At 51.8% G+C, this 13,151-nt stretch carries 12 protein-coding genes; all 12 read right to left on the bottom strand.

Features of this window, described 5'->3' with window-relative positions; translation table 11 throughout:
- Positions 1–7: 7 nt before the first annotated feature.
- Positions 8–1,297 (bottom strand): ABC transporter substrate-binding protein, encoded by a 1,290-nt coding sequence (locus LKD70_RS02920; protein ID WP_227706550.1) that lies wholly within the window; start codon positions 1,295–1,297, stop codon positions 8–10.
- Positions 1,284–3,080 carry a sensor histidine kinase gene (locus LKD70_RS02925; RefSeq protein WP_227706551.1) on the bottom strand — a complete coding sequence of 599 codons (1,797 nt, stop codon included), beginning with the start codon at positions 3,078–3,080 and terminating at the stop codon, positions 1,284–1,286. Before LKD70_RS02925 ends, LKD70_RS02920 begins: the two co-directional genes overlap by 14 nt.
- 10 nt (positions 3,081–3,090) lie before the next feature.
- Complete coding sequence (locus LKD70_RS02930; RefSeq protein WP_227706552.1) at positions 3,091–4,680, bottom strand: response regulator; 1,590 nt, start codon at positions 4,678–4,680, stop codon at positions 3,091–3,093.
- A gap of 218 nt (positions 4,681–4,898) precedes the next feature.
- On the bottom strand, positions 4,899–7,286 hold the full coding sequence (locus LKD70_RS02935; protein ID WP_227706553.1) for an ABC transporter permease: 2,388 nt from the start codon (positions 7,284–7,286) through the stop codon (positions 4,899–4,901).
- Positions 7,283–7,966 (bottom strand): ABC transporter ATP-binding protein, encoded by a 684-nt coding sequence (locus tag LKD70_RS02940; protein ID WP_227706554.1) that lies wholly within the window; start codon positions 7,964–7,966, stop codon positions 7,283–7,285. Before LKD70_RS02940 ends, LKD70_RS02935 begins: the two co-directional genes overlap by 4 nt.
- Positions 7,967–8,085: 119 nt before the next feature.
- Positions 8,086–9,399 carry a sensor histidine kinase gene (locus LKD70_RS02945; RefSeq protein ID WP_227706555.1) on the bottom strand — a complete coding sequence of 438 codons (1,314 nt, stop codon included), beginning with the start codon at positions 9,397–9,399 and terminating at the stop codon, positions 8,086–8,088.
- Positions 9,396–10,091 carry a response regulator transcription factor gene (locus LKD70_RS02950; protein ID WP_227706556.1) on the bottom strand — a complete coding sequence of 232 codons (696 nt, stop codon included), beginning with the start codon at positions 10,089–10,091 and terminating at the stop codon, positions 9,396–9,398. The genes LKD70_RS02945 and LKD70_RS02950 overlap by 4 nt, the downstream gene beginning before the upstream one ends.
- A gap of 144 nt (positions 10,092–10,235) precedes the next feature.
- The gene (locus LKD70_RS02955; protein ID WP_227706557.1) at positions 10,236–10,472 is read right to left on the bottom strand and encodes a helix-turn-helix domain-containing protein; all 237 of its coding nucleotides are present in this window, start codon (positions 10,470–10,472) and stop codon (positions 10,236–10,238) included.
- An 11-nt stretch (positions 10,473–10,483) separates the two neighbouring features.
- Positions 10,484–11,116, bottom strand: a complete 633-nt coding sequence (locus LKD70_RS02960; protein ID WP_227706558.1) for a DUF2975 domain-containing protein — start codon at positions 11,114–11,116, stop codon at positions 10,484–10,486.
- A gap of 158 nt (positions 11,117–11,274) precedes the next feature.
- Positions 11,275–11,661 (bottom strand): HipA domain-containing protein, encoded by a 387-nt coding sequence (locus LKD70_RS02965; protein ID WP_320442580.1) that lies wholly within the window; start codon positions 11,659–11,661, stop codon positions 11,275–11,277.
- 18 nt (positions 11,662–11,679) lie between these two features.
- On the bottom strand, positions 11,680–11,973 hold the full coding sequence (locus tag LKD70_RS02970; protein ID WP_227706560.1) for a helix-turn-helix domain-containing protein: 294 nt from the start codon (positions 11,971–11,973) through the stop codon (positions 11,680–11,682).
- A 19-nt stretch (positions 11,974–11,992) separates the two neighbouring features.
- Positions 11,993–13,150 (bottom strand): MATE family efflux transporter, encoded by a 1,158-nt coding sequence (locus tag LKD70_RS02975; protein ID WP_227706561.1) that lies wholly within the window; start codon positions 13,148–13,150, stop codon positions 11,993–11,995.
- Position 13,151 lies beyond the last annotated feature (1 nt).

Genomic DNA, 13,151 nt, shown 5'->3' on the forward strand with positions numbered 1-13,151 from the left:
GCCGGATTTACTGTTCTTCCATAAACTGCGCTATGCTCTCGTCCTCCCTCGCGGTAAACTCCTCCGGGGTCATTTTCCCCTGAGCCAGATCCGGCAGGATCTCACCCAGCGTCTTTTCCTGCAGGATCGAATTCCACTTCACCTGATAGTTCGGAACCAGCTGCGGTCCGTTCTTATAAGCGGCAATATAATCCCGCTCCGCCGGGATCATCTCTTCCGGATCTTTCGCGAACAGTTCCTCTCTCTGCTCCATGTTGAGCTGCGTTCGGAGTTTCAGGAGCGCCGCCGCTCCTTCCTTCACCTCATCGCTGTACCCGGATACAATCGCCCATCCGAACGTCTCCGGAGAAGAGACCATCTTGTTCTCCGGAAATGGAGAGAATCTGACCTTATCCTGCCACTCCTCCGGAATCTGGTCCATCATCCAGTATCCGTTGGGGATCATCGCCGCCTGGCCTGAGAAAAAGTTATCATAAGAAACGTCAAAATCCATGTACAGAGCGTCTTCTGTCGTATACCGGAACAGCTTCTGAAGCGTCTGTGCTATCCGCAGCCCGCTTTCATTCTGATAGGTGTCCGGATAGAATTCATTCATAAACGCTGCGCCTTCCTCCGTGGAAGCCGCCTCCGCCGTGGCGATCAGCATAGGGGCCCACGCCGTGCCTTCCGTATGAAGAGCCAGCGGGGTGATTCCGCAGGCAGAGAGCTGCTCGCAGCATTCCCAGAATTCCTCCCATGTCTCCGGGAATTTCTCTATCCCTGCCTGGGCGAAGAGCTCTTCATTCCAGAACATGCCGGAACAGGAGAATGCCGCCGTGCTGATCGGTCCGAGATAGATGCTCCCGTCCTCCTCGCTGCACGACTCGAGCACTGCCGGCTCAATCATCGTCGTCCACTCTTCGTCCTCATTGATATACTCTGTCAGTTCCTCGATCCGCCCGTCCTGTATCATCATATAATAAAATGCCGGGAGCATCCGCAGATCCGTGATTACTGCCGGAAGCGTATCCGTCACATTCTGACGCTTCAGATTCTGACGGTACTCTTCCTCCGTCTCCATGATCCACTGCACATCTGCCTGCCATTTTCCGTCATATATCCGATTAAATTCAGTAATCAGTTCCTCCTCATTTTTAATTCCAGTGGAAGAATCTACAATGAGAACCATCGGGATGGAGACCTCTTCCTCCCCGCCGCTGGTCTGCTCAGCTGTCTCCGAACATCCGGACACGAGCATTGCCAGAAGAAGCGCTGCTGCCGATGCCCGGACCGTTCTGCATTTCTCATTTTTCGTCATCTTTCAGTCCTCCATCCCCGGGAATCTTTATTGTACAGGTCGTGCCATCTTTTTCGGCTTTGCAATAAAACTCCGCGCCGTCCCCATATTTGAGCCTGAGTCTTGTCAGGATATTTACCACACCGTAGCCGTTTTTCTTATCCGGGAAACAGTCTTTGAGTTCTGAAACCGGCAGCCCATTCATGTGATTAATCTTCTCCATCATAGACTGCTCAATCGGCGTCCCGTTGTTGGCAACACTCAGATACAGGGCGCCCTCATCTTTCTTCACGACAATCCGGATGACGCCGCCTTCAAATATATCCTGAAAACCGTACTTCACCGCATTTTCCACCAGCGGCTGCAGAATCAGCTTCAGCACATAAGTCTGCGCAGCATCCACCTGACAGTCAATCTTATAGGTAAAAAGCGACTGGTTCCGGATCTGCTGGATCTCCATATAACTCTTCACATTCTCCAGCTCATCGTCCACTGACACGATATCGCTGCCCTTGTTCAGCGACAGACGCAGATATTTCGAAAGCGCCTGGATCATCCGCATGGTCGTCTCCTCTTTATTGATCCGCGCCAGCATGTAGATCGTATCCAGCGTATTGTACAGGAAATGCGGGTTGATCTGGCTGATCAGCATATTGAGTTCTGTCCGCCGAAGCTCCCGCTCCTGGCCTTTGATCTCTTCCAGCAGCCGATGGATATTGTCAAGCATCTTATTATAAGAATGTCCGATCTCGTCCAGCTCTGTGTTGGTGTGCAGGTCAATGGTCCGGTCGAAATTATTGCCGTCAAACTCTGTCATGGCTTCTTTGATCACCCGGATCGGCTTCGTAAATCTCCTGGAGAAGTAAATACTCAGGATAACCGCAAGCACTGCCACCAGAAGATAGATTGCCGCAAGCACGAGAAAGATCGGGATAAGCCCCTCATTGAGCACCCGGTCCGGCACAAAGGAAAACACCGCCAGCCCGCTGTTCTCGTCAAGATAGGCCGAGAGTATGCCGCCCTTCACTTTCTCTCCCGCGAGAATCAGCCCGGATGCCTGCGACTCCTGCCGGTCCGTGATCCGCTCCGCGATATCATCCGGCATCCGTTCTCCTTCTTCAAAATCTTCCGGCGACGATGACATGCAGATCTGTCCGTTTCTGTCGATCACACCCACTGCAGCCTCGTCTGTCAGCTCCTGGTTCATCCCCATGATCTCCCGCAGGAAACCGTCTTCCATCTTAAAAAACAGCATGCCCGGCTCATGAGCATACTCCAGACTTCTCACGTATCTTCCGATAAAAAGAGCATAATCATCCGTCCCAAACAGAGTATCCTTTGCCCAGAACCACTTTGTCCGTGAATACTCATCGCCCAGATATCTCCAGAAACCGCTCTCCTCCACATCCTGATAGGTTACATCAGAATAAGACCGGCTGTATACATTTCCCTTGTTGTCTACATAACAGTAATCCGCCACGTAGTCCAGACCGATATAGGCGAAATATTTGCTCAGAGCAATGTGCTTCACATTCTCCAGCCCCTGTGTCTGAAGACTCTCCTGCACGTCATCATAAAGAATACATTCCGCTGTTGCCTCATCCGTCTGCTGAAACATATTCTCCAATGTCAGTCCCATCCGTTCTGTCAGGAACTCGTATTTATCGACAATGGAATTCGTCAGCCGGTTCCTCACGCTCAGAACAACGCCGAAACTGGACAGCAGAAGCGCCAGCCCGAGAAGGGCTGCCGTATATTTCAGATATCGCTTCTGTATCCCGGATCTCTTCTTACTCTTTTTCATCTGATCTCACTCATACCTCGTATTCCTTTTTATATTCGCTGGGCAGCCTGCCCGTATACTGCTTGAACAGATGGGAGAAATAGGACGGATTGTGAATCCCCACTGCCTCACAGATATCTCCGATACTGCCATTCCCCTCCTCGAGCAGCCGCTTCGCCTTCTCCATCCGCTGCTGCATCAGATATTTCTTAAAGGTCATGTGGAATGTATTCTTAAAAACCCTTCCGAAATAAACCGGATTTAGGTAAATATGTCCTGCCACGGACACAATGGACAGTTCCTCTTCCTGAAGATGTTCATCAATGTAGGCAACAGCCTCTTTCATATAGTCCTTGAAATATCTGGTCTCATCCTCCGCCGCTGTCTTCTTCCTCACCTCAATGACATCGCACAGAATCTTATAACACACATCCACTGCTTTCGCCGCGCTGAGATTCTCGAGATTGTTGTAATAATTGCGGAACTTCTTTTTGATCTCATCTGTCAGACCGTAAGTATCCTGAAGCATAAACTCTGTCCTCAGCATCACGCGGTGCATGTACTGGCACTGCTTCTCCTCATCCTGTGGCAGACCGTAAATCAGCTGAACAAAAGTTTCTTTGAGCTCTTTTTCATTGTTTTTCCGAACTGCATTCACGATCAGGTTGTCTGTCTCCACAGCCTGCTCCTCCGCAGCGGTCACTTCCACCTCTTCCGAAACCGTAAACGCGCTGGCTCCGGATACGCTCGCCATGCCGAACAGCCGCTGCGCTTCCGCACAGCTCCGCCGTATCCCTTCTATTCCTTTATACGGCTTTGAGATCGCCGCCACCACCGGACTCTTCTCATCCTCTTTCACATGTTCCAGCAGATGTTTCAGCTCCATCACCGCACTCTTATCCTCTGTCCGGATAATAAAAGCACAGTTCCCCTTGCCTTCCGTCTTCCAGAAGAAATACTTCCCACCTATCACCTCCTCGAGCCGATTCATGAGGGCAAACCGAGCAGCCTCATAGTCCAGTGAGTGAGTGATCCTGTAAGCCAGATCTATGTCTACACATACCGTGATAAACCGTTCCGTATTTCTCGGCAAATCAGCAAGCATCTGCATCACTTCCTCCACCTTTTCCTTCGGTATCCGGTTCTGCACATACTTCTGGATCACTACCTGAAGGAAACTGTCGTGGTCTTTCACCAGGAGCTTCTCCCAGCTCTCATATTTCTCATCATTCTCAATCCGCTCCATGCAGACCCTGTAGGCGCTCTGCATCGTCTCCTGCAGCTTCTCATCCTCGATGGGCTTCAGAAGATAGGCAAAAGCCCCCAGGTCGCACGCCTGCTGCGCATAGTCAAAATCCCTGTACGCGCTCAGCACAATAAAAAGACATTCCAGGTCAGTCTTCTGGATCTCTTCCATAACCATCAGCCCCGTGATCTGCTTCATCCGGATATCCGTCAGCACCACATGAGGCTGTACCTCCTCGATCACCTGGATAGCCTGTTCCCCGCTCTGCGCTGTCCCGACTACCCGGAACCCCATGCTTTTCCAGTCATAAGTATCCAGCAGCCCCTGCAGTAAAATAGGTTCGTCGTCAACGATTACCAGTTTTAATAATTCCATAATACTCTCCAGTCCATACACTGAGTCTATTTTATCATATTCCCATTTTATTTTAGCGCTTTATTTTGGAGACCATTAGCAAAAAACATACATGGGGTGCAAAAAAATAAACAAGGGCAGGAGGTGCGCAGCTTCCTATTAAGGCTGAAGCCTAATAGCAAAAATGGCCTCGGCGCCAGCAGGTCAGGCTGATGCCGCAGCCATTTTTAAAAATCACTTTACAGTGCACTGATCGTATCCGCCACTGACATCTCCCGGATCCGTTTCGCCGGGCCCGCCACCGCTGCTGCTGCAGAAAGTGCCATCGCCGCAAGGATCACCGCCAGCTCCACAGCCGGGAACTCCCACGGATCTCCCCACCGGATCGAGATCAGAAGATCGTATATTTTATAATTCAGCGCCAGCCCCGCCGCGCATCCAATCACTATTCCCCATATCACGTAAGTGACCGCCTCGGCTGACACCATCCGCACCATCTGCCGCGACGTCATTCCGATGGCCCGCATGGCTCCGTATTCCCGGATGCGTCCGGATACACTCATGGCGATGCTGTTGATGATATTAAAGACAGAGATCAGCGTAATCACCGCAAGAAATCCGTACAGAAACAGAGCGAACGAGTAGTATGCGCCCCGGTTTTCCGCGTTTTCCATCCGGTTGTCCGACACAGACGCTCCATCGCCTGCCAGCGCGCGTATCTCCTCCACATCCTGATCCGTCACATCAGAGTCAAACTGAACGTCGATCACCGCATACCCGCTCTCCCCGGTCAGCTCCTCAAAAAGCGATTCCGAACAGATCAGCGCAGCCGACTGATCCTGGATATTGAACAGGCTCTCGGAGAGGATACCTGATACCCGCACCGTTTCCGTGCGGTCCCCGGCCGTCAGTTCAAACGTCTCCCCGGTCTGAAAATCCCCTTCGTTCATGTAGTACACGGCAAGTACACCGTCCCCGTTTTCCGCCTCCTCAAGAGAACCCTCCATCAGGTCGTCCCGGACCCAGTCAAACTGATATTTCTCATAAGAGATCAGCTGTACCGGGATCGTTTCTCCGCCGACAGAAGCAGTGAAGCCGTACATATAGCTTCTCCCGTACACCCGCTGCACCGAACCGATCTGCTCGATAGACGCGGCCAGATCTTTTGGAAGGGACCCGGCGCCGTCCCCGCTGCTCACCGTAAGATCCGCCGCGGACGGCTGCAGGGGCCGGACCGCATGATTCATAAAATCAATGGCCGGACTGAAGCTTAAAAACAGGATAATACTGAATGCAAATGAACATGTCATGAGTACAAAATTCTTTTTGCTCCCCGACGCGTGATGGATGCCCAGCGACGTCTCCACGTGAAGATGCCTTGTATTTGCCGCCTTCTTTACCGCGTGGGTCGTCCCGGCATTTCCTGACACCGCGGTCAGAGGGGAGACCTTCGACGCGTTTTTCGCGGGAGAATGAGCCGCAATCATCACAGTAACAATTCCGACAAGAGCGCCGAAAACAACTCCCGGAAGACTGATTCCGAACACCGGCATAGTCGAGAAATACATAGGGCTTAAATACCTGAGGAGAGCGCAGAGCCCCCACACGGCAGCCATACTGAGGATCAGCCCCGCCGGGACCGCACTTTTGCACCAGGAGAGCGCCTCCCTTCTGACGAACCGCCGGATCTGTTTTCTGTCTGCGCCGAGACATCTAAGCATCCCGAAGAACCGGGTTCTCTGTGATACATTGCTGTTCATGCTGCCCGAGATCATAAGGATTCCGGCTGCCGCCACAAGAACCGACAGAATCCCGGCCGCCCAGTAAAGCTGCATCATTGTCGTATTGCTCGTCTGAAAAATCAGTGTGAGAAGCATTGTATTTTCGCTCACTGCTTCTCTGGAAATACCGGTCTGCCCGCAGATGTCATCCACAGTCTTCTGAATATTGCAGAAGGGGACAAATTTTACATAGAGAGCAAAATCCTCGCCCCGGGTGTCGTCCGCAAAATACGTTTCATACGTCTCTGTATTTACAAAGATCCCGAAGGCGTCGCTGCTTGTCAGCATGGATGTGTCCCCGGAAAAACCGCTGACCGTAAACTCAATTCCCTCCCCTTCAGGAGTCATCAGCACAATCGGATCTCCCACATCCACTCCAAGCTGTCTTTTCATGCTCTGCGTGACGGCCGCCTCCGCGGTTCCTTCCGGGAAATGACCGTCCTCGATGGACGCCTGTTCCATGATCTCGTCGAAGTTCTCATCAAACCCGCAGATCACCGTCTCTTTTCCGCCAATCTCATACCCCCTGTCCAGACCGTAATTGAGAGCGGCGTACCTTGCGGATGTCTGCACCTCCGGCCGGGACTCAATCAGGCTGATCTGTTCCTCATCCGGCCCGGCAAACATGACATGCCAGTCTCCGTCATCCATCTGCGTCCTTCTGATCTGGCTCTGAATTTCCATATCCGCCATGCTGAATATGGAGGCCACGAGAAAGACCGCAAGGACGATGCACAGCCGGGTCATTCTGCTCTGCCGTTTTCTCCTCCGGGCGGAAATGGGGACGAGATCCAGGTAGCTTTTCATTCTCCGCTCTCTCATGTTCCCTTTTCTCTCTGCTCTCATGCCCTGACACCTCCCAGATCCTTGAGCACCCCGTCACGCACTCTCAGCACCCGGTCCACATTGGCAGTCAGCGCTTCATTATGCGTGATCATAAGGATCGTCTGCTGGTAGTGTCTGGAAGCTTTCATAAGCAGATCCATCACATCCTGACTGTTCTTTGAGTCGAGATTCCCCGTAGGCTCGTCGGCAAGCACAAGGGCGGGGCGCATAATCAGCGCCCTGCCGATGGCCACTCTCTGCTGCTGGCCTCCGGAGAGCTGTCCCGGAAGGTGATGTCTTCGCTCCTTCAATCCCAGAACTTCAAGAATCTCGTCCACCCGTTTCGGATCCGGCTTCTGATAGTCCAGAAGAAGCGGGAAAATGATGTTCTGCTCTACGTTTAATTCTTCCACAAGCTGGAAGGACTGGAACACAAACCCGATATTCTGTCTGCGGAATACGGTTCTTTTGTTCTCGCTCATCGCAAAGAGATCCCGGCCGTCCATCCACACGCTTCCTGACGTGGGCGTATCCAGCCCGCCGATACAGTTTAAAAGGGTGCTCTTTCCGGAGCCGGACTCTCCCACCACTGCGGCGAACTCGCCTTTTTCAAGCGAAAAGGAGACGTCCTTTAAGGCTTCCACCTTCGCCTCCCCACTCCCGTATGTCTTGCTTAAATGACTGACTTTTAATATTTCCATCTTTCTTTTTCACTTCCTTTCACGGAAAAGTATAGCAGTCTCACCTTACAGCCAGGTGAATACCGGCGTAATTCTTCCTTACAGTTCTGTCACCAAAATTCCGCTCCCCTGCTCCCGGGTCAGCTATTCTGCTGCCGCGCAGTAATTCTGCTCTCCGTCTGCCGCGCAGTAATTCCGCTTTCCGTCTGCCGCGGGAAGGCGATTGTAAATACCGTCCCCTCGCCCGGGCTGCTCTGAACCGACAGGACTCCCCCCTGTCCTTCCACAATGGATTTTGCAAGAGGCAGCCCCAGACCGATTCCCTGGGTGTCAAGCGAGCTTCCGCTCCGGTAAAACCGCTTGAAAATGTGATGAATCTCTTCCGGCGCGATTCCGCTTCCGTTGTCTTCCACACAGACCCGCGCCATCGACACAGACATGCTCCACGAGACGCGCACCCATCCGCCTTTCTCCGTGTGGTCCAGTCCGTTTTTCATCAGATTGACAAGCGCCTCCTTTGTCCAGTCCGCGTCGCAGACAAGTTCCATGTCCGGACTTCCGTCAAAGAGGATCTCCTTGCCCTCCTTTTCCGCCCGGGTCACAAGATCCTCCGCCGCCGAGACAGACAGCTCCTTTATCCTGACCGGATGTTTTTCAAACACCACGCTTCCCGCATCCAGTCTCATGACACGAAGGAGCAGATAGATCAGCCGTTCCATCCTTTCAAGAGACTGGGCGGATTTATCCGCAAATTCAAGAACCGTCTGCCGGTTGTCCGGCTCTCCGGAAATAATCTCGATATACATATTCAGTGCAGCAAGAGGCGTTTTCAGCTGATGGGAAATGTCGGAAACCGTGTCCTTTAAAAACTCTTTTGCCTTCCGCTCTGCCTCACTCTTTGCCTGAAGAGCCGTTGAGAGCCGGTCAACCGACTGGAAGAACCGGCGCACGGTTCCCGCAGATACTCCCGCCGTCTTCTCCTCTGTTTTCTCCGTAATCCGCTCCGAAAAATCCCCTTCCGCATACTTTCCCACAATCCCGGCCGCCGTCTCAAACATCCGCTCCCGCCGCTCCATGTACCCGATCAGAACAGCGCACAGAACCACTGTAAGCAGGATTCCCGCAAGAGCCGCCGTAAGAGCCGCGCTCAGGAAAGCGCTTCCCGGCTCCTCAAAAAGAAGAGGAATGTTCTCTTCTGTGTGTCCCATTTTCACAAGCAGACCCTCCCCTTGCGCGGTCACATCCGTGTTCGCAAAGGCCTGAGCAACGGCTGTCTCCGGCACGCCCTGCTCCAGAAGGGAAGACGCGGCTCTTCTCTCCCACATAAAAAGGCTGTCCCTCACCCGGATTCCCTGCTGCCATGCCATAAACAGCAGGATTCCGGTGAGAGACAGGCCAAACACAGCAGCAAAGATCATAAGTCTCTTATTCTGTCTGTCATACAGGCATCTCATATCTTCTCCTCCCATCGGTATCCCATTCCCCGCACGGTGATAATATACTCCGGATTCGACGGATCACTTTCGATCTTTCCGCGAAGCCTCCGAATATATACTGACAGTGTGTTGTCGTCCACATAATTTCCGTTCCCGTCCCAGAGCTCGTCAAAGATCGCGTCCCGGGTCAGCGTCTGCCCCGGGTGTCTGAGCATCAGGCTTAAAAGCCGGTACTCCGCGCCGGTCAGTTCAAGCAGTTCTCCGTTTAAATATACTTTTCCCGCAAGCTGGTCAACTTTCACCGGTCCGGATATAAGAAGAGACGAATCCGAAGATTTTGCCATGGCGCTTCTTCTAAGCTGTGCCCTGATGCGGGAACAGAGTTCTCCTAATTTGAACGGTTTCGTGATGTAATCGTCCGCTCCGCTGTCCAGTCCCCGGATCACACTCGTCTCCTCATCCGACGCCGTCAGAAAAATAATCGGCACCGTATCCCCTGAAGCGCGCACTTCCTCGCAGACCGTAAATCCGGTTCCGTCCGGAAGCGTCACGTCGAGAAGCAGAAGGTCAAAAGCCGGGCCTTTTGCCAGCCGCCTGCGCGCCTCCTTTACTGTCCTGGCCACTTCCATCTCGAATCCATTTTTCTTTAAAGCGTATTTAAGCCCGTCGATCAGGCCGATGTCATCTTCAAGCAAAAACAGTCTGTTCATAAAAACCTCCGTAAATGGGCTTGTATTTTTCTCACAGCAGGGCGGATAAAAAACGATCTGAATCGCGCCCCGTGCACTCATTATATCACAGGAGATAAAAAAACAGCAGAAGCTTACAAAAGTGTAAGCCGCTGCTGCTTTCTTTCAATCTCCGTCACCCTTATTCTTTTCTCCCATATCCTCCTGATATTCCAGAATATCTCCCGGCTGGCATTTCAGCTCCCTGCAGATAGCATCCAGCGTGGAAAAACGGATCGCCTTCACCTTCCCGGTCTTTAAATTCGAGAGATTGACATTTGATATTTCTACCTTCTCCGCCAGCTCCTTTAGAGAAATCTTCCTGTCCGCCATCACCCGGTCCAGCCTTAATATGATCGCCATCTCTTCTCACCTCACAATGTCTCGTCGGATTCTCGCTGAAGTACCGTCCCGTACTGGAAGATATAGGACAGACTCATAATCAGGGCCCCGAGTCCGACTGCCGCCGGATTCACTACGGTCACACTGCCGCCTCCGACCCCCATGACCAGATACAGAACCGGAAAGAGCAGGCATTTTACATGGGCGTATACGATGACCAGAACGCCGATCCGGAAGATCATCCTGACGTTCTTCTCACAGAATGGCGACTCGGCGTAATCAATATTTCGGAAGATCACTCTCAGACACCAGAAAATCCCGATCGCAACCGCAACAAGCACAATCCGCTGTGCAAATCCCATCAGAAATACTGTTTTAGGAATCTCTTTTGCCGCCACGGAGAGGATCCCGCTGCTGAAATGCACCTTCATCGGCTCATATCCGAAGAAAACGGCTTCAAGCGGTCCCGTGAAAGCCCCGGTTCCCGCCATACCGGACGGTGTCTGCGACAGAGTCAGGGAAAAATCTGTCTCCGGGCAGAACACCGCCATCCACACTTCACACACGAAAAGAAGAGCAATATATACAATACTTACCCAGAACAGCGCCCGGCACGCCATGCCGATCTCGCTGCACCTCTCCCTCATCACATTTCTGTCTCTCATAGTGCCACCTCCGTTTTGTTCCGTTTATTCTCTTCTATAACTTATTCTATAAACAGAGTAGCACCATGTTTTTCGTTTGTCAACAAATAATTAACGTTTATCATTAATTATTATTTATTTTTCATTAATTCACTCAAATCATTTCCCGTTTTCTGTTTTTATTCTGCCTTTTTCAGGTATTTCCCAAGATATGCCTCCACACACTCCTGTACCTGCCGTGCGGTCTGTTTTGCCTTCCGTCTGTCAATACCCGCTTCGTCTGCCACTTTCAAAACATCTGACATCTGCGGGTTTCTTCCGTTGCCGTGTATGGTTGTTGCATGTTCACCTCCGATGGAATAGCTGAAAGTGAGATCATATGCCGGTGAGAGCACCCACCTCTTTTCTGTTTCCTTATACAGGAATGTGAAGTTTTTAGAATGATCATCTCTGTTGTGCGCAAATACATTGAAGCACATCAGTCGGTAAAGCTTTTCAACTTCAGAAAAATCCTTCGTCAGCTCCATAGTCAGTTTCATAAGAATATCATAATCCAGATTCGGAATACGGTGAGATGTCTCGAGTTAAGCCTTTTGATTTTCTTCATTTACAATCTCCTCAATCGACTGAAACGGCACCTCTTCAAAAAGCCTCTCCAACTCCCCTTCTATTTCCAGTGCCGCCGCTATCTTTGTAAGGGAGATAAGCGATATCTCCCCGCTTCTTTCAAACCGTTTCAAAGATCCCAGACTGACTCCGGATTTTTCGCTCAGTCTCTGCTGCGATATTTTCCTCCTCCTGCGGATTCTCCGGATTCTTTCTGCGATCAGCCGATCTATTTCTACAGGTGTTCTTCTTTGAAAAATAAATTCGTTCATAGATAATATTTTATCCGTTTCATTTTTCTGTTTGCTCCAGCTCCCGGATCCGTCTGATAAAGAGGACTCCAGCCAGACACGCCATGACAAGATCGGCGATCGGGCCGGACCAGAGTACGCCGTCAAGCCCCATCACCCTCGGAAGCATAGAGAGAAGGAGCGGAAGCATAACGATCTGCCGGGTAAAAGAAAGCGCGATGCTCTGCCACGGTTTTCCCTGCGCAGAGAAAAATCCGCCCACCGAATTAAGCAGGCCGTTTAAGAAAATCAGCATAAGAAAAATCCGGAAATATCTCTCCGCGAATTCATAATACAGCTCATCCCCAGATCCAAAGCACGCAGTGATCTGCCTTGGAAAGAACTGGTAACAGAGGAAGATCAGGAAGGAAACTGCCAGCACGCTCCCGATCACCGCCTGTCCTGTCCGGATAACCCTCTTATAATTCTTCCGCCCGAAATTATAGCTGATGATCGGCTGCATTCCGTTCGCAAGGCCGGTAAACACGGCAACGGCAAGCGTATTCACCTTATTCGCCACGCCGGCTACCGCGAGCGTCGTCTCGCTTCCGTAAATACTCTGTGCGCCGTACGTCTTCAGTGCGCCGTTCATAAGGATCTGCACAAGCGCCTGGCTTAAGAAGTTGAACATGGGGCCGGCGCCCAGGGCGATGATCCTTCCGGTCAGAGCAGGGACAGGCATGAAAGCACACTCTCGCCTCCCGCTTCTGCTTTCTGCCTGACTCTGCAGTTTGGACACAGGAGACACTTCTTGCCGCTCTGCCTTTTTCGACAAAGCAGCCGGGTCAGAAAAAAGCGGGAACGACTTAAAATGAAGCAGATACCACACAAAGATCCCGGCACTGACCGCCTGCCCGATGACAGTCGCCCACGCCGCGCCTTCGATTCCCCACTCGAATCCGTAGACAAACAGGGCGTCCAGAAAGACGTTTAAGACAGCGCCGGCCGCCGTACACACAAGGGCAAGTCTTGGACTTCCGTCGGCACGGATGAGAAACAGCCCGGCTGCCCCCAGCATGGAAAATATGTACCCCAGCGCCGTGATTCTGGCATAGGGAAAGGCATACGGAAGCACAGAGACAATGCCAAGAGAAATCGAGACAGGAATCGCAATGACCAAGCATATGACAAAGATGATAAACAGAACAACTGCCGACATT

Source organism: Ruminococcus turbiniformis (assembly GCF_020687545.1).
Lineage (GTDB): Bacteria > Bacillota > Clostridia > Lachnospirales > Lachnospiraceae > Mediterraneibacter > Mediterraneibacter turbiniformis.

Bases quoted from the DNA above. Each gene is read 5' to 3' on its own strand.
- LKD70_RS02920 (WP_227706550.1), bottom strand. From the start codon at position 1,297: ATGACGAAAAATGAGAAATGCAGAACGGTCCGGGCATCGGCAGCAGCG.
- LKD70_RS02925 (WP_227706551.1), bottom strand. From the start codon at position 3,080: ATGAAAAAGAGTAAGAAGAGATCCGGGATACAGAAGCGATATCTGAAA.
- LKD70_RS02930 (WP_227706552.1), bottom strand. From the start codon at position 4,680: ATGGAATTATTAAAACTGGTAATCGTTGACGACGAACCTATTTTACTG.
- LKD70_RS02935 (WP_227706553.1), bottom strand. From the start codon at position 7,286: ATGAGAGCAGAGAGAAAAGGGAACATGAGAGAGCGGAGAATGAAAAGC.
- LKD70_RS02940 (WP_227706554.1), bottom strand. From the start codon at position 7,966: ATGGAAATATTAAAAGTCAGTCATTTAAGCAAGACATACGGGAGTGGG.
- LKD70_RS02945 (WP_227706555.1), bottom strand. From the start codon at position 9,399: ATGAGATGCCTGTATGACAGACAGAATAAGAGACTTATGATCTTTGCT.
- LKD70_RS02950 (WP_227706556.1), bottom strand. From the start codon at position 10,091: ATGAACAGACTGTTTTTGCTTGAAGATGACATCGGCCTGATCGACGGG.
- LKD70_RS02955 (WP_227706557.1), bottom strand. From the start codon at position 10,472: ATGGCGATCATATTAAGGCTGGACCGGGTGATGGCGGACAGGAAGATT.
- LKD70_RS02960 (WP_227706558.1), bottom strand. From the start codon at position 11,116: ATGAGAGACAGAAATGTGATGAGGGAGAGGTGCAGCGAGATCGGCATG.
- LKD70_RS02970 (WP_227706560.1), bottom strand. From the start codon at position 11,973: ATGAACGAATTTATTTTTCAAAGAAGAACACCTGTAGAAATAGATCGG.
- LKD70_RS02975 (WP_227706561.1), bottom strand. From the start codon at position 13,150: ATGTCGGCAGTTGTTCTGTTTATCATCTTTGTCATATGCTTGGTCATT.